Origin of the sequence: Pseudomonas sp. URMO17WK12:I11 (genome assembly GCF_007677725.1) — a bacterium.
GTDB lineage: Bacteria > Pseudomonadota > Gammaproteobacteria > Pseudomonadales > Pseudomonadaceae > Aquipseudomonas.
In genome coordinates this window covers 25,257-44,039 of the sequence record NZ_VEDF01000010.1, presented here as the reverse complement: position 1 = coordinate 44,039, position 18,783 = coordinate 25,257, and the positions used below count along the sequence as shown (strand labels likewise).

Genomic DNA, 18,783 nt, shown 5'->3' with positions numbered 1-18,783 from the left:
GAGCGCGTACCCACCCCGTCGAGAGAAGCCGCCCCTCCAAGCGGCTTCTTCATTTCGACCTAGCTCGGTGGCGACCAGGCTTTGCTGCCTGGGGCCATCACCGTCCTCAGTAGCCCATCCAACGATGGCGCCGCCCCGATCCGCCCCATTCTGATGTAGTACGCTGGGTCATCCTCAAACCCAGGCATTAGGGCAGCCGTGGCGAGCGTGACAGTCTCTATCATCTCTGAGAGCAGCACGCGCAAGGCATGAGCATCTGGCTGCGCCGGCACCATGGTCATAAACTGATTTGTGATGGTGTCGCTCACAGCATCAATCAGGCGTTGTCGTTCCAAGTCGTTCATCAGAGCGTTCCTTTGTTGGCTCGCCAGATCAGGCCGCCAGGCCGTGCATTCTTGAGGTCGTTTTTCCCAATCTCAGAGCGAATCAGGTTCACGATCTGAGGGGCTAACCGACGCCCCAAGTCTGCGTCGCCGGACACATCGGCGCTTCCATCCCTGCTGATCTGGATATTCACCACAGGGGCAGCACCCGATCCACCGCAGCTGACGCCACCTCCCGACAGCTGCTGAGGAATTGCCATAGGCGTGATAGAACTCGCGCCGAGAGGGGTGATGCTCCCGCCCTCCTCCCCCATCATTAGGTAGGTGCGCCCGCCTTGGTTGAGTAGCTCGGGGCCCAACTCGTTGACCTCATACAGCGAGTTTGGCGCTACCGGGCCACCCGAAGCTCTGCCGCCCGAGACGAATCCTCCCTCGCTGAAACCGCTACGGCTGACAGTGGTGCCACCCCCAAACATCGCGCCGCCAAATGATCCAAGCAGACTCCCAGCCAGCCCGGCAATGGCCTGGCGGGCCGCGATCCTGGTCATATCTGCAATTACTGACTTAGCAAAGTCGGAAAACGAAAGTTTGCCTGTCATGGCGAAATTGACGACGGAATCTTCCATTCCTTGGAATGCCCCGGTGACGACGCTCTGCGCCTGGCCAGCAAAGTCTCGAGCGCTATCGAGGTAGTTCTGGAACCCAGAGGAAACGCCATAGCGCCATTGGCCCTGCGCTTCACTCATCTTGTCGTAGTTCGATACTACCGTATCCCGATACCTGCTTTCGGCTTTCTCCAGGTCCGCTAGATCCCGCTTGTAGTCGTCGGAACTGTATTTATCCGGCGCCGTGCGCCGCCGATCTAACAGGGTATCGCGCTTCCTGTTGAACTCGTCGGTCACAGAATCTAGGTCTCTCTGCAGGCCAGCCTGTCGGTCGCCAAGGCCAAGACTGGAAGCCGCCCGATCGCCGGCAGTAGCAAGGGCTTGTCGCTCACGTTCCAGCTGATCCACGAAGGCTTTGGATTCTGATATCTGCTTAGCGGTGCGCGCGCTCTCACTTGTCGCCAGCGCTGAGAGCTGGGAGTCGGCTTCACGCTGGGCGCGAACCATCTCGGATCTGGCTGTAGCGATCCTTTGGTCAAGCTGGATACGCTGCTCGCCGGTGGTCGACGAACGCCCTTTTGCCTCCTCTAGCGCCTGGATCTCTTCCATGTAAGCGCCAGTCACATCATCCCGCTGGCGCTTGGCCAAGGCCACCCGCTGGGTATAAACGGCCTCCTGCGAAATTACACCTGCCTTCTGGATGGCGTTCAGTTCCTTCTCGTAGCCGCGATAGTCGGAGAGGATCTCGTTCAACGCGTTACGTGAACCCTTCACGTCCGTTAGGTTGACTGGCGTTGTAGGTGTCTTTGTTTCCTTGAAATCCTTGCGTGCCTGGGCTCGCAGCGACTCGACCTGCGCGTCAGTGATGGTAAACCCCTGCTGGCGATTGGAAGTTACCAACCGGTCAATTTCCTTCATGCGATCCGCCAGCTTTTCAGCCTTCGGGGTAGCACGATCAAGCATCGCATTGAGCTTGTCATTGTCGCTCTGGCCCTGAGTGCTCACTACACCACCAGCAGGCTTCGAGAGGCCTTCGATTTCTGACAGCTGGGTTTTCCACTCGTCCAGCTTCGCCTTATCGTAATTCCCCTCGGTGCGGAGGTCTTTACGAATGTTCTCCATTGACTGGATTCTGAGCCGCAGCCGATCCGCTGAGTCATCCAGAGTCGGCTCACGCCAAACGCCCTTGACGCCATCCCACATCCGGCTGGCCGCCTCGCCTATGTCGTCAAACAGCTTGGGCAGGCTGCTCATTTCCTCCCTGATGATCTGCGCTCGGCGGGTCATGGTCTCGCCGAACTGCTCGGTTATCAACTTCACAGCCTCGGTTTTATCGCCCTGCTCGACCAAGGCGCGGACTTGCTCAAGGGTGGCCGCCGTCAGCCAGTGATACCGCTTATTCAGCTCTTCCGCGGCCTTTACCGGGTCATCCGCGATCTTGCGAAAATCTGCCAGCGTCTCGTCTACCGCTCGGCCCGTAGCTTTCTCCATCTCGATGGCAGTGGTGGCCACGATCTTGAAGCTATCGCCGGCGAGATCCCCCGCGCCGGCAATCTGCGCCAGCACGGACGCTGCTGCCCCAGTAGTGCCCACGGTGTTGCTAATCTGCCTGGCCAGCTCCGTCAGCTTGGCACCGGAAGTGCCAGCGTAGTTACCCGTCAGGATAATCGACTTGTTGAACGCGTCCTGCTCACTGCCCGCCTGGTAGTAGGCAACGCCGAGCACGCCTACCGCAGCGGCGGCCGCACTGACTGGCGTCACCAGTCCGGCGACATAGCCGCCCATGGCTCGGGCAGCGGCACCGACGCCGCCGAACGAGTCTTTGACCTGGGCGCCCTGCTGAAGCAAAACGGTCAGCGGCGATTGGCCCGCTTGCAAGCTGACCACTACGTCCGAGAATTGCGCCGGCAGCATCCGCATAGCCGCGGCGGTCTGCTTCGCGCTCATCCCTGTCTTTCCTATGGCAGCGTCCACGCCGCCCAAGGCCGTGCGGGCCTGATTGAGTTTCGCCTGATACTCGGTAAAAGTCTCGGCATCCAGCGCTCCGGAAGACCGGTACCCCTGAAGTCTGCGCTCCATGTCATCCAGGCGACCCAGAGCCGCAACTGTCGGGTCAATTTTGCCGAGCAGCTCTCCTAGGGCCCTACTCTCGTCACGCTGGGCGGCAGCAGTCGCCTTTGACGCGGTGGCCAGCCGATCTTCATTGGCCAGGATAGTCTGCGCCCTGCTAGCGACAGCGGCTTGCTGGCTGGCGCGATCTGACAGCACGGTGTTGGCCTGGCGGGTGATATCGACCGTCTGCTGGGTGGCTCGATTTAGCGTCTGGACATACTCGCTGGCTTCCAACGAGGCCTTGGCCATTCCCAGCAGGCGAGCCTGCTGCTGCTCTGCGCTCTCCGCTGCTAGACGACCTGATTGTGCCGCAGCGTCGTTCGCGGTCGACAACACAGTCTGGGCCTGGCCAGCCTTTTCGGCACCGGCGCGCATGGCGGTCATGTTGGCCGCCGCGCCGCTGAAAGCCGTGGAAGCCGTGGTAACCGCGTGCCCAACCGTGATCATCTGCTGAGCCAACTGAGCCTGCTTCTGATTGAGCTGCTGAAGCTCCACGACGATCTGGCGGGTGTCACCATGCATACCGGCCAAGGCTGACTCCCAAGCCCGCCCAGTCCTACCGGCCGACTCTTCACTGCGCTTTCCGGCATCCGCTAGTTTGTCGAGGTCAGTCGCCGCCTGGGAGGCGTCCCCACTGTCAATCCGTATTCCAAGTTCGGCAATACTGGTCATAAAGCCTCCTATGCTTTGTCCTGAGCTTCAATCGAAGCAGAGATGATCGCCCCACCCCACCGGCGGTCGCCGATGCAGATCGGGACCGGGTTACCGCTGGCGGTGGTGTTCTTGGCTGAGCCGAACGCGTAACTCGGCAGGTTCTCGGGAGCAGCGTTTTGCGATAGTCCCCTTACCTGGGAGCTAAGTAACTGCATGACGCCGCCGGCAACCAACGCCACTCCCGCTGCAAATGTGGCACCGCCAGTTGCGGGAGAGACCACCATCAGCGCTATACCAACGATGGTCTGTAATAGGCCGGCCCGCTTACTGCCCTCGATCACAGGTACGAACCGCAGCTCACGAGCACCGCCCAGACTTAGCTCTTCCTCCCCGATGTTTTTGCCATTCTTGAAAACTGCGAACCGTAGCCCTCTGCTCCCAGCTTTGGCCACGTCCTGAGCAAACCCGGGATAGTTCACATCAATCGCCTTGACCGCCTCCCTTGGGTCGCCCCTGTCCAGCAGGAAGCTCTGTTCCTTGAAGTATTTTTTCCGGAGGAAGCCGCCGAGGCGTACCTTCGTCCGTGGGGTGTAATGTGCTGCTGTAGCTGCCATGGATTGACTCCTTGGTGCGCCGCTGGCGCTTGTTGTGGGCAGATGCCCGGTGGTGTGATTGATCGAGCCGGTCACCCAATCAGGTTGCGAAGAATTGCCTCTGACTCCGCCATGTCCTCGCGCTGGCTGGCGATCAGGTAGCGGAACACAGCCAGACCCTCTGCCTTGTCTCGGGGCCGGATCTGGGCCAGCAGGCCGAACACAAACCAGTCCCGCACCGTCGCCTCTGGTGGCCCGTCGCTGGCGTCCCGGTCCACGGCGTTGCGCAGCCGGTAGAGCTGGTTCCAGTAGTCCAGCTCGTACAGGCAATCCGCCAAGGTGTGGGGTAGCAGCTCAGGGTGGGCGTTGAACCGGGCGGCTACCTGGCCCTTGTCGAAGTCACCGAGATGGCCGGTAGCCTCCAGCCCGCGTAACGCTGCGATACAGAACGATTCCGCCTCGGTGTCTGCCAGCAGGGCATCACCGAAGCGGGCGGCGCCTTCCAGACGTAGCCGGTGCTGCTCGATGGCCCGCGTGGCCAGCGCATCCAGGTCAGCGAAGCCGAACGACGACATGGCGGCGAATGGGTGGCCGGGGTTGGTGGTCACCAGGTAATCCCGGTACCGCTTCTCCAGCGCATCGAGCGGCGTCCTGATCTTCTTGGCGCCCTCCATGGCCCGTTCAATCAGGGCGCTCTGCCCGGTGCTGATGATCGAGCGCAGCCAGAGCACCGCATCCACTTCCTTGTCGCCGGTAACCACCTCCTGCGGCGGCAGCTCGGGCACGCTCGGCAGCGTCTCGGTGCTGGCGCTGATCGGCGGCAGGGTGAACAAGGCGCGGTGCTGCTCGTTGTCGCGGAACGCCCCGGAGCGTGAAACCAGGGTCTTCACCGTTCCCAGCGGCAAACCGGTAATCTCGGCCACCTCACGCAGCGAGTGACGGCGGCGCAGGTCCAGCACCAGGCGCCGTTGCTCATCTGAAACCCGGTGTCTCATTTTTTCGGCTGAATCAGCCTGTTTCAGCATGGCCATGGCTTACACCACCCTCAGCTTGGGCGGCAGCTTCGGCCCCAATGGCGCCCCAGGTGCGAACGGGTCAGGCAACACGCCATCCGGACAATCCCTGATGAAGTCCGCCATGGCCGCGTGGCAGGCGTTGAACAGCGGCGCGTCATTCCAGTCTTGCCCTCGGCGCTCTGCGCTGTCCTCCAGCGCATGAGTGAACACCAGGTCGTTCAGGCTGGTGACGCCCGCCCGCCTGCCCTGTTCGCGCTCCACCATGTTCACACTCAGCAGGTCGCACAGGCGCTCGAACCCCAGGGCCTGGGCCAGCCCGTCATGGTCGAGCAACAGCGATTGGCCGAACCCAGCCAGCGCCACGAGCGCCTTGGCGCGCTCAACCGATCGGTGCGTCTGCGCCTGCTCTTCCAGACCGGAAATGGCCTGTCGGGTGAACGGCAAGAACGCTTTCAGCTTGCCCGCCTGACGGCGCATGGCACGTCGCTCGGCGTGGATCGAATCGAGGTTACGGCTGATGTTGCGGCAGATGCGCCGGGTGGTGATGAGCTGCGTGCTGGCGCTGATCCCTGGCTTCAAGGCGATATCGCACAGGCGCATGGTCGGTGTGGGCGTCATGGGTGTGCCTCCATGGGCGTGGTGTCGTAGGCGGTGCGCAGCTCGGCGCCGACCAGGCAGTGGCGACCCCCAGGCGCATAGCAGCCCCGGCAGGTCATGACATGGCTGATGTACCGGTCGCGGGCCTGACGCCATTCAGGCGTGGCATTGGCGGCGTTGACGTAGGGGCTGGATGGCAATGGCGCAGGCTCGACCAGCACCAGGCGCGGACGATCCGGGGCGCGTTTCGCCATTGGTGGCTTGCCAGCGCCAGCAACGGTCGGCGGCATGTGATTGAGCAGGTCGGCAAGGAGGCTCATGGCGTCACCTCACCCGCGTTTCCATAACGCCCAAATGTGTCTGTGAAAAAAAATCGGGGGAACGGGGGAACGCGGGGAACACCCAGTGTTTCAGGGGCCTCCAGCGGGGGTACGTGTTCCCCACGCGAAAAACGGGGGAACAGTGATAACCAAACATCATGAAAGGCACAGGCGCTTATATTCAAAAACATGTTTGTGTTCCCCCTGTTCCCCAACACTTCAATAAGGGGGGACGGCTACAGGCCGCGTATTTACTGGCTGTTCCCCCGTTCCCCCTGTTCCCCACGTTTTTAGGTTCCTGTGCATTTGGGCATTGGCGTTGGATGGTGATCGCGGTCATAGGCCACCGCCTTCGCTATCCATGGCATCGGGATCGATCACATACAGGCGCGCAGATCCACCAGCAGGCAGGCGGTACTTCTTGGTCCTACGGCTGTCCCGGTCGGTATCGTGCTTGGCAAGAGCGCCAGCGCCCTCCAGCGCCTTCACGACACGCGCCAGCCCGTGCCCATGGGCGGCCTCAGTCAGTGCGGACTTGTTGAACAGGTACAGGCGCTTGGTGCCCACCGCCTCCCAGTACCCGGCGCGGTTGAACACCTTGGTGTCCGGCGTCTGATCTTCTACGTCCGAAAACCGGCTACTGCCGTGCTTGTCGATGAAGTCGAGGATGCCGGCCAGGATCTGGCGGTCCTCGGCGTTGCCACCGCCCACCCGGCTCAACCACTCGCCGTACAGCAACTGGCAGTCGGCCAGAGCTGTGCCCGGCGTCCAGGGCAGCAGGCCGTAGGCAATGGCCATTTCGCCGGCCAGGGCGATCACCGCGAAGCGATCCGCCACCCGCCCGGCCTGGGCGTTGTCCTCGACGAACTGGGCGCGGATACCGGCGAAGTCCTCCAGCAAGCCGGGGCGGTCATCGCTGGCCAGCAGCTTCTCCACGAATGCCGGCCCGATGTGCCCATGGTTCGCTCCTACGGCCACCGTGAGCTGGCGGTGGAAGTCGGCGCCCTCCAGGCCGTGCAATTCATCGAAGGCGCGGTGCGTGCGGGTACCGGCGTTCACGTCGACCATGCGCAGCTCCGCGCCAGCGTGGGCGGCATTCCCACTGATGGCCGCGTGCTCGGACAGGGAGCGCTCGCCGCTGGAAAGCGCCAGCAAGCGCCAGCTCAGTTTGCCGCGGGCCTCCCGGTCGCGGGTCATGGTGCCCTTGCCTTGGCCGTTGGCGAGCGAGTAGGCCATCTCCTGTACACGCTTGGGGTCGGCCCGCTTGATCTCGTCCAGGGGCAGCATGGTGTCGTTACGGCTGGACGCCTCGATCTCCAAGCCGCCCTTGGTCATGTCCCACGATGCGGCGAATATGCCGGGATCGCCCCATACGGACGAGCCGATCAGTTGCGCCAGCGACTTGCCGCTGGAGCTGTCGCCCACCAGGTGAACACCACCACCCAGCACGCCTACCAGGCTCAGCAACGGGCCAGCGAGGGCGCAGCCGATGGCCAGGGTCAATACCGGGTTGCCCTCGCACTTGGACGCTACTTCGGCCTTCCAGCCCTCCAGGCTGCCGCGCACGCTGAACAGGTTCTGCCCCTTGGCGCTGGCCTGATAGCGGACCTTGTCGCTGCCGATAGTGCGCCCAGGCAGCACAAAGGCACCCGACTCATGCCAGCCGGGCCGGCAGGTGGTGGCGAACACCTCTGCAGGGCGCTGGTCCAGCAGGTACTCCATGAACTGGCCACGCTTCTTCAGGGCGATGATGACGCCCATGCCGAACAGCGTGCGCCTGGCGTCCTCTCCGCTCCCGCCGAACACCTCCATGGGAATGATCCACTCCTTGGGGCCGTTGTCGGTGAGCAGGCGCAGAAACCGGCCTTCGCTGCCGTCGTCGCTGTTGGTGGTGCGGGCAGCGACGATCACCGGCGTGGCGATCCACTCGTCAGTAATCGGGCGGTCGGTCTTGTCGTCGTCGCTGTCGTCGTCGCCGGCGTTGCGCTTGAAGGTGTGCCAATAGACGCCGGGCTTGAGCCTGCGGCCCTTCTCGTTGGTTACCCAGTGCTCGTACACACCCCAGCACGGGCGGTCAGGCTCGACCCTGGGCGCTTCGGGGCGTAGGTTGATGACGTTGGTATCAGGCGGGCGCATGACGGCACCTCCAAGCAGCTAGGTCGTTGAAGTCGGTAAGGGTCAGCGGCGCATCGGCTGGCCACTCGGGGAAGGTCACCAGGCCACCACACGCGGCGGCGGCGTCATGGGCGGCGGTGCGCCCCGGGTTGCCCTTACCTTCGGCTTCGGTTTGGCGGTCGTCGTCGCCGGCGATGATGATTTCCGTGCCGGGGTAGTCAGCCCGTAGCGCCAGCGCCACCGCTTTCAGGTTCCCGGCGTTCATCGCGCAGGCGACCGTGTAGCCGCTTGAGTGGAGCGTGGCGCCCGTCGCCCAGCCTTCGCAGATGCACAGTGGCCTACCCGGCGTGATGCCCCCCAGGGGCGAATAGGCGCCTTTGATCCGCCCGCCATACAGGAAGCGCTTGTCGCCGTCCGGGGCAATCCGTTGCAGGTTCACCAGCACACCACCGGCGTACAGAGGGATCAGCAGGTCGTCACCACGCTGGCGCAAGCCGTGGGCACGAATGCACTTGGCGACCAGGTAGGGGTGGGCCGGGTCAGCGCGGCGAGCATCACGCCACCAGCGTTGTGCTAGGCCCGCCGCTCTGAGCTGGCGCCGCTGCCGTTCGGCCTCCCGCTGGCGCCGGGCCTGCTCGATGCGCTGGCGCACCTGCTCGGCTTCGCGGGCGTCGACCGGCTCACGGCTACACCAGGTGCTGGTGCCGCCTGTCTTCCAGCTCCCGAACGCGCCCGAGGCGATACCATCGGCGAACAGGCAGTACCAGCCATTGAGCGTGCCGGACTTGTCGCCAGGGACGTGGAAGCGGTGAATCTCACCATCGTCCAGGGGTAGCCAGTCGAGCGGCCCGTAGGCCGACTGAAGCGCGTCACGGAAAAGGATCGTCGCGTCGGTCATACGTCCCCCTTGTCGAAGCAGGCAATGACCTGCTCGGCGCTGAGGTCGTAACGCTCGCCGGCCTCCACACGGTTGGTCGAGGCATCCACCAACATGAAGCCATCGCCATGGTCGGCACTCAGGCTGCGCTTGCGGCTCTTGGTGGCCAGGAAGCCGTGGCGGGCAGCTACACGCCGGGACCGGGCCTCCAGGGAGACGGTCGCCTTGCTCGGGTTATCCATGGCGCACCTCCCTGGAGACAGCGCCAGCGAAGGCCCGGCAGACCTGGCCATTGTTCGCCGCGTGCCAGTAGGTCAGCTCGTTCAGCGACTCGACGAGGCAGGCCGTCACCACCGCGTCAGCGCTACGCAAAACTACGCGCCCACACTCGGCGTCGGCCTGGCTCAGGAAAGGCCCAAGCAAGGCCCGTTCGACCTTCGGATGACTCACGTAAAACAACTCGGTGGCTTTCTTCGGGCAAGCCGATCCCGTCAGCGCAGCAAGGCGCTGTTGAAAACTGGTCATGTTTAACCCCTTAGTTCTGAGTCGTCGCGAGGAACGCGGCGGTGGTAACGGTCGTCACAGATCGCCCCCTTGCTCATCCATCACGTCGCCCAGTAGTTCGGCCCAGGCCATGGCGGTGTGCTGCGCCATCACGGCGGTGACGCGGGCGACGATGACGGGCGTGGTCGGGGCGGCTATCAGCGCCAGGGCCATGCTCAGCAGCACAAGCAAGCCTTGCACGTCGCGCAGGTCGTCTTGAGCGCTATCGGGCAGCGGAATAAGAGAACTCATGCGCTCGCCCTCCCGTCCATGTCAGCACGCTTGCCTACGACGCCATACGAGGCGCCCAGGTGGCGATGCTTCCAGCAGAAGTTGGCACTAAAGATGCGGATTTGCTCAAGGTGGCGAGCAACGTCAGAGGCGATGGTGTTTCCCTCGTTGCACAGCAGCGGGTCGAGCAGCGGCAAGAGGATGCGCTCCAGCTTATTGAACTCCTCTCGGGCGAAGTTCATCGAGCACATATCGCGGGCATCGAGTACCGCCTCGGGCAGCACCTTGCCTTCAAGGATCGCCGCGCTTGGGAAGTGGCTCATTGGGCACCTCCGACATGGGCTGCTGCCTTGAAATGCTCCACCAGCGCAGCCCCTGGGTGCGGCTGGCGCTGACATTCCACAACCGCGGCGTGGACCTCATCAGACACGCGCAAAGCATCGCCCAGCCCAACCAAAGAGTCGCGGCAACGGCCCTGGATGCTGATGGAAGCGCACGGGAACTCGGCTTTCACCAAGGTGGCGATGCCACCGGCAAGGCTGCGCCCCACCACCGGGGGAAGGCAGATCGATAGCTGGCCGGGAATAGTGATGACGACCTGAGATTGGATGAAGCCCTGTACAGCTTCGGAGGCCTGCTGAATGTGAGTCACTGGGCACCGCCTTGCGCTTCCAGGGCGCGGGCGATTTCGGCGTGATGGTTGTAGCGGGCGAGGCGGACAGACAAGGACGAGTTTGCGCGAAGTGCGGCCAGGGCCAGACGCCGGTGGGCGTATGCGCGGATTTTGGACGGAGTGAGGGCGTGCATTGGTGTAGCTCCCGTATCAGATTGAGAGCTGCCACGTTCGCGACCAAACGAATGGGTGGCAGCTGTGTACAGGTTGGTCGACCGGAGATACAGGAACCCGGCACACCCGAAGGTGTCCTGCACACAGCCACCATAAAGCGTCACTGCGGGCACAAAAAAAGCGCCTGCAATCGTGTATGGGGCGCTGTTGCGCCTGTATCTGCTCGGGCGACCAAACCCGACCACGGGATTTACCGTGGATTTGGGCGAACCATACCGAGCATCACGATTGCCTGCAACCAGAATTATCGACCGCTCATCGCGATTCTTGAGCGCCAGCATCATGCAACATCCCTCCTGAGGTGCTTGGCACGCAGGCTCTGGATGTAGCGCAGCAGAGACTTTTTGCGGGTGTCGAAGTCCTTCCCTTGGCCGATCAGCAGCACATCGCGGATCTCGATGAGGGACACCAGCAGCAGTTCCTCGGCGCTGAGCTGATCACGATCCCGGCCCGCGAACTCTCCTGTGATCACCTGGTTGATCAACCGGGCTTCGTTGATGAAGTGATGGCGCTGGGGCGAGGTACCGCGCTCCTCGCAAGCGATGGCCAAGGCATCGCAGAGACCGCGATAGCCGACTGCGGATTGCAGGCGGGCTTGCTGCCAGTTGCCTTGCTCACCGCGCAGCAGGGCGTCGATCTGCTCATCACACCAGACGGCAAAGTCCACAGAAAGCCAGCGGGCAAACACTACCGCCAGCTTTGGGTGGAGCCAGGTACCGCCGTAGCGGCCGCGCTTGGTCCTAACCAATTCCGGGAATTTCCCGGTTTTAGAAATGGCCGCCAAGTAGGACACGGTGTCGGGCAGACGCAGCCACTCGTGAGGCTCTTTGCCGAATCGCTCTGCGATTGCAGTGGCATGAAGCCAGCCATCGCCATCAAAACGTACGGCGTGCCCTTGGTAATCGAACGGAATGATCTTGGCCGTCATACCGCCACCTTCTGCGCCGGGCTGGCGCTCAGAAAGTAGGTGGCCACCTTCTGGTGCTCACGGCCTTGGTCATCCTTGAGCGTGCCTAGGTGGGTGACGATGTTGTGGCCCTGGTCCCGCAGCTCAGAGATGCGCGCACCAGGGCGCAGGATGTTCAGCAGCGTGATGGCCTGGAAGGTGTTGATCGAACCATGTTGGCGCAGGTGCGCAAGAAGACGACTACGTTGCGCGCTGCCGCTGGTATCATGGACCTGCATATCTTTGGGGCTGGCCTGTTGGTCGGCCTTTCTTTTGCTCATTAGGCAGCGACCTCGCGTAAAGCGATGCGCTGACGAACCCAGGCCTCGACTTCGGACAGAACAAACCCCACGGGAGATCCGCGGGACTTGCTATTGCTCAGTGGCACCGGTCGAGGGAAAGTTGGATCGTCTTTGAGGCGCTTGTAAACAGTGGGCCGAGCGAGACCGGTAATAGCCTCAAGGGCTGGCATGCGGATCAAGGTGATTGCAGGATCAAAGCTTGAAGAGGTGTTCTTCGCAGCCTCCGCAGCTGAATCTAAGGTTGCCATAAGTGTCTCCCGCTATTGGTGTAGATGACGGGAGACAGATTGACCAAGCATAGAAAGTGAAAAAATTGGTAGGACGTGACGCAAATGATGATATCCGTAACGGAAACCTACATAACCGTCACGATTACGATATTTTCTTTCGACGCCCGCCCTTGCGCGCGTAGTCTGGAGCTACCGGCTTGATCCACTCCTTCAAGCGATCACTAGTCCCGGGAAGAGCCAATCCGAAACCTTGATCAGCAAGCTTCCGATAAACCAAATCCGCCATATCGCCGATGCGAATCTTCTTGTCGAAATCCTTGTTCCAGAGGGTGCTTGCCAGCTTCAAGGCCTGTTTCGCCGCTTCGTCCTTGAGTCGGTTGATTTCATTCAACCCTTTCATTCGACTATCTTGTACGGCTCGAAGCGCCTCACGATCCTTTTGAATCTGGTTGGAGTGCAGCAAAACCAAGGCATATTGGAGATGCTTCGTCGCGAAAACGAGCCTTGTGGCAGCATCCATCATGTTCGATTTCTGTCGCCCGATAGCGCGAACCGCCCGAGCATACTTGGTGGGCTTTGGCATGCGCAGGGGGAATTCCAGATCTAACATGTCCTCAATGTATCCGCTTTTGGAGAGTGATTCTCTGTCATCAGCGAAAGGGGGAATCGAGGCGAAATCCAGCGCAAGCTTGAACTCCTCTAACGCATAAACGGCCCAGATGTGCGCCTCGAGAACTTCTTTCCCGTTGGAAAGGCTCATATCCGATGGGGGGAACATTCTCAGCAGCTCGGAGCGTCGATTCTCCCGTATCATCTTGGCAGCGCCGTCATATTCGTCTGCGCTGAGGCCGGGAAGTGCTTCTTCGATATAGCTTCGATATTCCAGTTTTGCATCGTCGGCAGACGTGACAAGGAGCTTCCGGATTTCACCCACCTCGGAAGTGGTGAACCCATTCAGAAGCTCTACGATGTCTCCATAGACGATGTTGAAACCCATACCTTCCGGGCAAAAAAAGTACGGCGAGAACGGATCACTATCGTTATAGGCGACTCCATCAGGAATGGGGTCGAACCTAACCATGCAATGGAGTCTATCCTCGTACACGACAGGCTCAGGATCTTTCAAAAATCTCATGCAAAGCTTCCGTAAGGTTTGTGCATGCGCATGCAGGATCTCCACATACGGCGCTTTTCCCCGCCCTAATCTGGGACAGCGCTACGCTCTCTTGATGGTAGTGACATTCGCAACGCGCTCTGTTCGATGGGCGTATTCATAAGGTGTTATGAAGGCCACCCGATTGGCGTCCAGATAATCCGCCCACCACTGAACCATCAGCCGGCGCTCCTCAATGTACTCGGCCTTATGGATGTAGGCCGCTCGCACACTGTTGCGTTCTTGGTGGCTCATCTGACGCTCTACCGCGTCCTTGCTCCACAGTCCCGATTCGACGAGCGCGGAACAGGCCATGGCTCTGAACCCATGCCCGCACACCTCGGTCTTTGTGTCGTAGCCCATGCGTCGAAGCGCCTTGTTCACCGTGTTCTCGCTCATTGGCTTCCAATGGTTGCTGTCACCTGCAAACACCAGGTCGAAGCGGCCGGTGAGCTGGCGCACCTGCTCAAGCGTGGCCAGTGCCTGGCGGCTCAGAGGCACCAGGTGGGGCGTGCTCATCTTGGAGCCGCGGTGCGAGTTCTTCACGCCCTCGATCTGCTGGCGCTCTCCGGGGATTTCCCACATTGAGCGACCGGTGTCGATTTCTGGCCAGCGAGCAAACCGCAGCTCACTGGATCGGATGAAGACCAGCAGGGTGAGCTGGGTGGCCAGGCGCGTCAGCGGCCGGCCGGTATCGCTGTCGATTCTTTGCAGCAGCTCGGGCAGCCTATCCAGCGCCAGCGCAGGCCGGTGGACAGTCTTGCGCGTGGCGGTTGCGCCCTGAAGGTCTACCGCTGGGTTGGTGTCGATGTGCCCGTGCTGGACAGCCATACGCATGATCCCAGTCATGTACTGCCGTAGTCGGCCGGCAGTATCCAGAACTTCCCGCTTCTCCACAGCCTTGAGCGGCGCCAGCAGGTCGCGGGTCTTCAGGCCGGCCACCGGACGCTGGCCCAGGGCCGGGAGCAGGTAAGTTTCGATCCGCCGCCATACCGTCGCCGCATGTCCTGGTGACCATTTCTTGGAACAGGCCTCATGCCAGTCCTTGGCCAGCACCCCGAAGGTGTTGGCCCTCGCATTCGCCGCTTCGACCTTCCCCTGCCTGGCACTCTCGATCGGGTCTTTACCATGCGCCAGCAATCCCAGCGCTTCGGCCCGGCGCTCACGGGCGGCTTTGAGCGTCAATGCGGGGTAGTTGCCGAAAGTGGCCAGCCCCTCCCTGCCATCCGGCCGCTTGAACTTCATGCGCCAGATCTTGCTGCCGTTCTTCTTGACCAGCAGGAACAGGCCCTGGCCGTCGAACAGGGTGTAGTCCTTGTCCCGCGGCTTGGCGGCCTCGCATTTGGGGTCTGAGAGGGGCGTAACGGTGCGTGCCATAGGTATACGTTTTCTCGTCGAACCGGCGTATACCCTAGCGTATACCTAAATTCGGTATATACCTAGAGACAGAACGAGACAGCCATAAACAAGAAAGCCCGCACTTGGCGGGCTTTTCAGGAGGCTCCGTATGCAAGAAGAGACGTAACGGAACAGATGGATGGTGCCGGAGACAGGAATCGAACCTGCGACCTTCGCGTTACGAGTGCGCTGCTCTACCGACTGAGCTACACCGGCGTGTAGCGCAACGTACCACTGCCACGCCTGCCGCGTAAACCCCTGTTTCTCCGGCCTTTATCCCCCTGCCCTCACGACGCCGTGCAACCCTTCGGCGCGAGGTCTTCATCGATGTCGGTGGTGCAGCGCCAGCCGGTGGTCGAGCGCGTAAGGGTCAGGCTTTTGCCGGCCATGTTGGCCGGGGCTTCGACCAGGGCGCAGACCAGGCTACCAGTGCCGTCAGCGGCGGTGCCGCTGGCGGTGATGGCGCAGTTGCTGGTGGTCGGCTGGCCGCCCAGTTCGGTGACGTTGGTGACGTTCTTGCCTTCGTTCAGGCGCAGGTCCATGGCGGTTTTCAGTGCGCTGATTTCCAGCAGGCCGGCGGCGGCCTGGGTGCGTGACTGGTGGTTGGTGTACATCGGGATGGCGATGGTCGCCAGGATGCCGATGATCGCAACGACGATCATCAATTCGATCAGGGTAATACCGCGCTGCCCTTTCATGAACGATTTCCTTAATTGATACGTGTACGCGTGGAGGTCAGGCTCGGCTCCAGCTGGCAGCGGCGCAGTAGGCCTGAACAGACACCTTTTGTCACCCCTGCGGCGCTGGACTTCGCCTTCGCCGAACTACTCTAGTGAGCAACAGGGACACGCGCTCGGTCTTGGGCGAGGCAAGCTGTTTCCAGGCTTGTCGCACTGGCAGAAAAGGACGTTTTGCATGCAGCACTCCACGCATCTCTACACCTGGCGGGGCATCGATGCCCATGGGGCGAAAGTTGGCGGGCAAGTCAGTGGGCGCAGCCCGGCGTATGCGCGGGCGGGCCTGCAGCGGCAGGGCATCGAGGTGCTGAGCTTGCGACCGGCTGGCGGGGTTGCATGGCGCTTGCCGAAGGCGCGGCACAAGGCAGAACCGGCCAGTTTCAGTCGGCAACTGGCGACGTTGCTCAAGGCGGGAGTGCCTTTGTTGCAGGCCTTTGCGGTGATGGGGCGCAGTGGGTGTTCGGCGGGGCAGGCGCAGGTGCTGGAGAAATTGAAACGGGATGTGGGTGCGGGCATGGGGCTGGCGGATGCATTGCAGCGGCATCCAGCGTGGTTCGATGGGTTGTATTGCAACTTGATTCGCGTGGGCGAGCAGTCTGGCACGCTCGACCGGCTGTTGGAGGAGTTGGCGGGGTTGCTGGAACAGCGCCAGCTGCTGCTCAAGCGGGTGCGCAAGGCGATGTTGTATCCGCTATTGCTGTTGCTGACGGGGGTGGGCGTGTCGGCGGTGTTGCTGCTGGAGGTGATTCCGCGCTTTGAAAGCTTGTTCGCCGGGTTCGATTCGCAGCTGCCCGGCTTTACCCAATGGGTGATCGATTTATCCACAGGGCTCGGACGCGTGGCACCGCTTTTGTTGGTTTTGATCGTCGGGGGTGGGATGGGGTTGGCGAGACTGTTCAAAACGCATGCGACATCACGCTTGTGGATAACCCGGCAGGCGTTACGTCTGCCGGTGTTTGGCAGGCTGCTCAGCCAAGCCGCCCTGGCGCGCTTCGCCCGGACGCTGGCCACATCCTATGCAGCCGGGGTGCCGTTGCTGGATGCATTGGGCACGGTGGCCAAGGCCTGCGGTGACGCTGTGCATGAACAGGCGGTGCAGCGCCTGCGCCAGCGCATGGCATTGGGGCAGGCGCTGCACCAGGCGATGGCGGAGGATCGCGTGTTCGCGCCGTTGTTGGTGCAGCTGACGGCCATTGGTGAATCGAGCGGCACGTTGGACACGATGCTGGCCAAGTCGGCCAGCCACTACGAAGAACAGGTCAGCCAGACGCTCGATCAATTGACCAGCCTGCTGGAGCCCACGATCGTGCTGATCCTCGGGGTGCTGGTCGGGGGGTTGGTGGTGGCGATGTATCTGCCGATCTTTCAGTTGGGAAGTTTGCTCTGATCATGATGGTTTGGACCTTTCTCGTTCAGCAACCGGCGTATTTCATCGGCCTGATGGCGGTGCTTGGCCTGCTGGTGGGCAGCTTTCTCAACGTGGTGGTGCATCGTTTGCCGATCATGCTCGAGCGCCAGTGGCGCCAGGAAGCGCAACAGATGCTGGGCCTGCCCACCGAGGAGCCTGCACAGTTCGACCTGTGTTGGCCGGCGTCGCACTGCCCCCGGTGCAAGCACGCCATCCGCGCCTGGGAGAACATCCCGCTGCTGAGTTACCTGGCGCTGGGTGGTCGCTGCGCGGCGTGCAAGCAACCGATCGGTGCTCGCTACCCCGTGGTGGAGGTGGTGTGTGCGCTGTTATCGGTGGCAGTGGTATGGCATTCCGCGCCCGGGCTTGAGGCTTTGGTGTTGCTGGCGCTGACCTGGAGCCTGCTGGCGCTGAGCTTGATCGACCTGGATCAGCAGCTGTTGCCCGATGTGCTGGTGCTGCCGACGTTATGGCTGGGGTTGATGGTCAATGCCTTCGGCGTGGTGGTGCCGTTGTTCGATGCGCTGTGGGGCGCGGTGGCTGGGTATCTGAGCCTGTGGACGGTGTACTGGCTGTTCAAGTTGCTCACCGGCAAGGAGGGCATGGGCTACGGCGATTTCAAGCTGCTGGCGTTGATCGGTGCCTGGGGTGGCTGGCAGGTGGTGCCGCTAAGCTTGCTGTTGTCGTCGGTGATCGGGGTGGTGGCAGGGCTGTGTGTGTTGCGCCTGCGGCGTCAGTCGGTGGGCACGGCGATAGCCTTTGGGCCGTATCTGGCGATTGCGGGGTGGATTGCTGTGCTCTGGGGTGATGAAATACACGCCTTCTACCTGCAACTGTTTGGAATGTGATGACCACCAAGGCCTTCACCCCGTGGATTCTCGGGCTCACCGGCGGCATTGGCAGCGGCAAGAGCGCGGCTGCCGAGCGTTTCGTCGAACTGGGCGTGCACCTGGTCGATGCCGATCAGGCGGCGCGGTGGGTGGTCGAGCCCGGTCGCCCGGCGCTGGCCAGCATCGTCGAGCGCTTTGGGCCTGGCGTATTGCTGGGCGATGGGCAGTTGGATCGCGCGGCGTTGCGCCAGCTGATCTTTGCCGACCCGGTGCAGCGCCAGTGGCTGGAGCAACTGCTGCACCCGCTGATTGGGCAGGAGATCTTCAGCTACCTGGCCAAGGCCGAGTCGCCGTATGCGGTGTATGTCTCGCCGCTGCTGATCGAGTCGGGGCAGTACCGCAAGGTGCAGCGGGTGCTGGTGATCGATGTGCCAGAGGCAGTGCAGGTGGCGCGTACCTTGGCGCGGGACAACACCAGCGCCGAGCAGGTGCAGGCGATTCTCAAGGCTCAGCTCAGGCGTGACGAGCGCCTGGCCCATGCTGACGATGTGCTGGTCAATGACGGCGATCTTGCGGCATTGCACGGGCAGATCGACCGCCTGCACGATTTTTACCTGACTTTACGAGGAGGCCAGCCATGAGCCAGCCATTGACCGTCGATTGCCCGACCTGTGGCGCACCTGTGGAATGGCATGAGAAAAACGCCTACCGGCCGTTTTGTTCTGACCGTTGCAAACTGATTGATCTGGGGGCCTGGGCGGCTGAGGAACATAAGATTCCGGTGGCGCCGGATGCGGAGGATGAGCTGTTTTCTGGGGAGTTAGAGCCGCGGCACTGAGGGTTTGGCCTCGAACGCGGGCAGTGCACTTTGTGGGGGCGGCGTTGCGTTGCGAAAAGGGTGCGCAGCGCCCTCGGGGTTTCAGCTTCGCGGCCTGAATTACCGGGC

General features: G+C 62.0%; 24 protein-coding genes and 1 tRNA gene. 4 read left to right on the top strand and 21 right to left on the bottom strand.

The features are described 5' to 3' along the window. Nucleotides 1-59: 59 nt before the first annotated feature. The 21 genes from FS665_RS18395 to FS665_RS18295 form a co-directional block, all read right to left on the bottom strand. On the bottom strand, nucleotides 60-344 hold the full coding sequence (locus FS665_RS18395; protein ID WP_145191585.1) for a hypothetical protein: 285 nt from the start codon (nucleotides 342-344) through the stop codon (nucleotides 60-62). Beyond that, on the bottom strand, nucleotides 344-3,712 hold the full coding sequence (locus FS665_RS18390; RefSeq protein ID WP_145191582.1) for a phage tail tape measure protein: 3,369 nt from the start codon (nucleotides 3,710-3,712) through the stop codon (nucleotides 344-346). Before FS665_RS18390 ends, FS665_RS18395 begins: the two co-directional genes overlap by 1 nt. An 8-nt stretch (nucleotides 3,713-3,720) precedes the next feature. Beyond that, nucleotides 3,721-4,308, bottom strand: a complete 588-nt coding sequence (locus FS665_RS18385; protein ID WP_145191579.1) for a tail assembly protein — start codon at nucleotides 4,306-4,308, stop codon at nucleotides 3,721-3,723. 71 nt (nucleotides 4,309-4,379) lie between these two features. After that, nucleotides 4,380-5,318 (bottom strand): hypothetical protein, encoded by a 939-nt coding sequence (locus FS665_RS18380; protein ID WP_256675110.1) that lies wholly within the window; start codon nucleotides 5,316-5,318, stop codon nucleotides 4,380-4,382. A 3-nt stretch (nucleotides 5,319-5,321) separates the two neighbouring features. Further along, nucleotides 5,322-5,921 (bottom strand): hypothetical protein, encoded by a 600-nt coding sequence (locus FS665_RS18375; RefSeq protein WP_145191576.1) that lies wholly within the window; start codon nucleotides 5,919-5,921, stop codon nucleotides 5,322-5,324. Beyond that, nucleotides 5,918-6,220 (bottom strand): hypothetical protein, encoded by a 303-nt coding sequence (locus FS665_RS18370; protein WP_145191573.1) that lies wholly within the window; start codon nucleotides 6,218-6,220, stop codon nucleotides 5,918-5,920. Before FS665_RS18370 ends, FS665_RS18375 begins: the two co-directional genes overlap by 4 nt. Nucleotides 6,221-6,556: 336 nt before the next feature. Then, nucleotides 6,557-8,356, bottom strand: coding sequence for a DUF927 domain-containing protein (locus FS665_RS18365; protein WP_145191570.1), 1,800 nt, complete (start codon nucleotides 8,354-8,356; stop codon nucleotides 6,557-6,559). Then, a complete protein-coding gene (locus FS665_RS18360) occupies nucleotides 8,343-9,233 on the bottom strand; it encodes a toprim domain-containing protein (RefSeq protein ID WP_145191567.1) in 891 nt (296 codons plus the stop codon). The genes FS665_RS18365 and FS665_RS18360 overlap by 14 nt, the downstream gene beginning before the upstream one ends. Continuing rightward, complete coding sequence (locus tag FS665_RS18355; RefSeq protein WP_145191564.1) at nucleotides 9,230-9,454, bottom strand: hypothetical protein; 225 nt, start codon at nucleotides 9,452-9,454, stop codon at nucleotides 9,230-9,232. The genes FS665_RS18360 and FS665_RS18355 overlap by 4 nt, the downstream gene beginning before the upstream one ends. Beyond that, entirely contained in the window at nucleotides 9,447-9,737 is a 291-nt protein-coding gene (locus FS665_RS18350) for a hypothetical protein (protein ID WP_145191561.1), read from the bottom strand. The genes FS665_RS18355 and FS665_RS18350 overlap by 8 nt, the downstream gene beginning before the upstream one ends. 54 nt (nucleotides 9,738-9,791) lie before the next feature. Beyond that, the gene (locus tag FS665_RS18345; protein WP_145191558.1) at nucleotides 9,792-10,007 is read right to left on the bottom strand and encodes a hypothetical protein; all 216 of its coding nucleotides are present in this window, start codon (nucleotides 10,005-10,007) and stop codon (nucleotides 9,792-9,794) included. After that, nucleotides 10,004-10,309 (bottom strand): hypothetical protein, encoded by a 306-nt coding sequence (locus tag FS665_RS23750; RefSeq protein ID WP_256675109.1) that lies wholly within the window; start codon nucleotides 10,307-10,309, stop codon nucleotides 10,004-10,006. The genes FS665_RS18345 and FS665_RS23750 overlap by 4 nt, the downstream gene beginning before the upstream one ends. Further along, the gene (locus FS665_RS18335; RefSeq protein WP_145191554.1) at nucleotides 10,306-10,638 is read right to left on the bottom strand and encodes a hypothetical protein; all 333 of its coding nucleotides are present in this window, start codon (nucleotides 10,636-10,638) and stop codon (nucleotides 10,306-10,308) included. The genes FS665_RS23750 and FS665_RS18335 overlap by 4 nt, the downstream gene beginning before the upstream one ends. Then, complete coding sequence (locus FS665_RS18330) at nucleotides 10,635-11,117, bottom strand: hypothetical protein (protein ID WP_145191551.1); 483 nt, start codon at nucleotides 11,115-11,117, stop codon at nucleotides 10,635-10,637. Before FS665_RS18330 ends, FS665_RS18335 begins: the two co-directional genes overlap by 4 nt. Continuing rightward, on the bottom strand, nucleotides 11,114-11,761 hold the full coding sequence (locus FS665_RS18325) for a KilA-N domain-containing protein (RefSeq protein ID WP_145191548.1): 648 nt from the start codon (nucleotides 11,759-11,761) through the stop codon (nucleotides 11,114-11,116). The genes FS665_RS18330 and FS665_RS18325 overlap by 4 nt, the downstream gene beginning before the upstream one ends. Next, nucleotides 11,758-12,060 (bottom strand): helix-turn-helix domain-containing protein, encoded by a 303-nt coding sequence (locus FS665_RS18320; protein WP_145191545.1) that lies wholly within the window; start codon nucleotides 12,058-12,060, stop codon nucleotides 11,758-11,760. Before FS665_RS18320 ends, FS665_RS18325 begins: the two co-directional genes overlap by 4 nt. Beyond that, the gene (locus tag FS665_RS18315; protein WP_145191542.1) at nucleotides 12,060-12,329 is read right to left on the bottom strand and encodes an AlpA family transcriptional regulator; all 270 of its coding nucleotides are present in this window, start codon (nucleotides 12,327-12,329) and stop codon (nucleotides 12,060-12,062) included. The genes FS665_RS18320 and FS665_RS18315 overlap by 1 nt, the downstream gene beginning before the upstream one ends. A gap of 124 nt (nucleotides 12,330-12,453) precedes the next feature. Then, nucleotides 12,454-13,446: a hypothetical protein gene (locus FS665_RS18310; protein ID WP_145191538.1), complete on the bottom strand. Its 993-nt coding sequence runs from the start codon at nucleotides 13,444-13,446 to the stop codon at nucleotides 12,454-12,456. Between the two features lie 81 nt (nucleotides 13,447-13,527). Continuing rightward, a complete protein-coding gene (locus FS665_RS18305) occupies nucleotides 13,528-14,841 on the bottom strand; it encodes an integrase arm-type DNA-binding domain-containing protein (protein WP_145191535.1) in 1,314 nt (437 codons plus the stop codon). A 161-nt stretch (nucleotides 14,842-15,002) separates the two neighbouring features. Continuing rightward, nucleotides 15,003-15,078 (bottom strand) — tRNA-Thr (locus FS665_RS18300). A gap of 71 nt (nucleotides 15,079-15,149) precedes the next feature. Further along, entirely contained in the window at nucleotides 15,150-15,560 is a 411-nt protein-coding gene (locus tag FS665_RS18295) for a pilin (RefSeq protein WP_145191532.1), read from the bottom strand. Between the two features lie 217 nt (nucleotides 15,561-15,777). On the opposite strand from FS665_RS18295, the gene FS665_RS18290 reads away from it, so the two are divergent. From FS665_RS18290 to yacG, 4 genes are read left to right on the top strand one after another with little or no spacing between them, the layout of a single operon-like run. Continuing rightward, on the top strand, nucleotides 15,778-16,986 hold the full coding sequence (locus FS665_RS18290) for a type II secretion system F family protein (RefSeq protein ID WP_145191969.1): 1,209 nt from the start codon (nucleotides 15,778-15,780) through the stop codon (nucleotides 16,984-16,986). Nucleotides 16,987-16,988: 2 nt separating this feature from the next. Continuing rightward, nucleotides 16,989-17,855: an A24 family peptidase gene (locus FS665_RS18285; RefSeq protein WP_145191529.1), complete on the top strand. Its 867-nt coding sequence runs from the start codon at nucleotides 16,989-16,991 to the stop codon at nucleotides 17,853-17,855. Then, nucleotides 17,855-18,478, top strand: coding sequence for a dephospho-CoA kinase (gene coaE / locus FS665_RS18280; RefSeq protein ID WP_145191526.1), 624 nt, complete (start codon nucleotides 17,855-17,857; stop codon nucleotides 18,476-18,478). The genes FS665_RS18285 and coaE overlap by 1 nt, the downstream gene beginning before the upstream one ends. Continuing rightward, a complete protein-coding gene (yacG, locus tag FS665_RS18275; RefSeq protein ID WP_145191523.1) occupies nucleotides 18,475-18,675 on the top strand; it encodes a DNA gyrase inhibitor YacG in 201 nt (66 codons plus the stop codon). Before coaE ends, yacG begins: the two co-directional genes overlap by 4 nt. Nucleotides 18,676-18,783: the final 108 nt, after the last annotated feature.

Excerpts from the sequence above, each read along its gene's own strand:
- FS665_RS18355 (WP_145191564.1), bottom strand. The coding sequence starts at position 9,454 with ATGGATAACCCGAGCAAGGCGACCGTCTCCCTGGAGGCCCGGTCCCGG.
- FS665_RS18390 (WP_145191582.1), bottom strand. The coding sequence starts at position 3,712 with ATGACCAGTATTGCCGAACTTGGAATACGGATTGACAGTGGGGACGCC.
- FS665_RS18370 (WP_145191573.1), bottom strand. The coding sequence starts at position 6,220 with ATGAGCCTCCTTGCCGACCTGCTCAATCACATGCCGCCGACCGTTGCT.
- FS665_RS18330 (WP_145191551.1), bottom strand. The coding sequence starts at position 11,117 with ATGATGCTGGCGCTCAAGAATCGCGATGAGCGGTCGATAATTCTGGTT.
- FS665_RS18305 (WP_145191535.1), bottom strand. The coding sequence starts at position 14,841 with ATGGCACGCACCGTTACGCCCCTCTCAGACCCCAAATGCGAGGCCGCC.
- FS665_RS18365 (WP_145191570.1), bottom strand. The coding sequence starts at position 8,356 with ATGCGCCCGCCTGATACCAACGTCATCAACCTACGCCCCGAAGCGCCC.
- coaE (WP_145191526.1), top strand. The coding sequence starts at position 17,855 with ATGACCACCAAGGCCTTCACCCCGTGGATTCTCGGGCTCACCGGCGGC.
- FS665_RS18290 (WP_145191969.1), top strand. The coding sequence starts at position 15,778 with ATGCAGCACTCCACGCATCTCTACACCTGGCGGGGCATCGATGCCCAT.
- FS665_RS18385 (WP_145191579.1), bottom strand. The coding sequence starts at position 4,308 with ATGGCAGCTACAGCAGCACATTACACCCCACGGACGAAGGTACGCCTC.
- FS665_RS18320 (WP_145191545.1), bottom strand. The coding sequence starts at position 12,060 with ATGAGCAAAAGAAAGGCCGACCAACAGGCCAGCCCCAAAGATATGCAG.
- FS665_RS18345 (WP_145191558.1), bottom strand. The coding sequence starts at position 10,007 with ATGAGTTCTCTTATTCCGCTGCCCGATAGCGCTCAAGACGACCTGCGC.
- FS665_RS18360 (WP_145191567.1), bottom strand. The coding sequence starts at position 9,233 with ATGACCGACGCGACGATCCTTTTCCGTGACGCGCTTCAGTCGGCCTAC.
- FS665_RS18380 (WP_256675110.1), bottom strand. The coding sequence starts at position 5,318 with ATGGCCATGCTGAAACAGGCTGATTCAGCCGAAAAAATGAGACACCGG.
- yacG (WP_145191523.1), top strand. The coding sequence starts at position 18,475 with ATGAGCCAGCCATTGACCGTCGATTGCCCGACCTGTGGCGCACCTGTG.
- FS665_RS18375 (WP_145191576.1), bottom strand. The coding sequence starts at position 5,921 with ATGACGCCCACACCGACCATGCGCCTGTGCGATATCGCCTTGAAGCCA.
- FS665_RS18350 (WP_145191561.1), bottom strand. The coding sequence starts at position 9,737 with ATGACCAGTTTTCAACAGCGCCTTGCTGCGCTGACGGGATCGGCTTGC.
- FS665_RS18395 (WP_145191585.1), bottom strand. The coding sequence starts at position 344 with ATGAACGACTTGGAACGACAACGCCTGATTGATGCTGTGAGCGACACC.
- FS665_RS18325 (WP_145191548.1), bottom strand. The coding sequence starts at position 11,761 with ATGACGGCCAAGATCATTCCGTTCGATTACCAAGGGCACGCCGTACGT.
- FS665_RS23750 (WP_256675109.1), bottom strand. The coding sequence starts at position 10,309 with ATGAGCCACTTCCCAAGCGCGGCGATCCTTGAAGGCAAGGTGCTGCCC.
- FS665_RS18310 (WP_145191538.1), bottom strand. The coding sequence starts at position 13,446 with ATGAGATTTTTGAAAGATCCTGAGCCTGTCGTGTACGAGGATAGACTC.
- FS665_RS18285 (WP_145191529.1), top strand. The coding sequence starts at position 16,989 with ATGATGGTTTGGACCTTTCTCGTTCAGCAACCGGCGTATTTCATCGGC.
- FS665_RS18315 (WP_145191542.1), bottom strand. The coding sequence starts at position 12,329 with ATGGCAACCTTAGATTCAGCTGCGGAGGCTGCGAAGAACACCTCTTCA.
- FS665_RS18295 (WP_145191532.1), bottom strand. The coding sequence starts at position 15,560 with ATGAAAGGGCAGCGCGGTATTACCCTGATCGAATTGATGATCGTCGTT.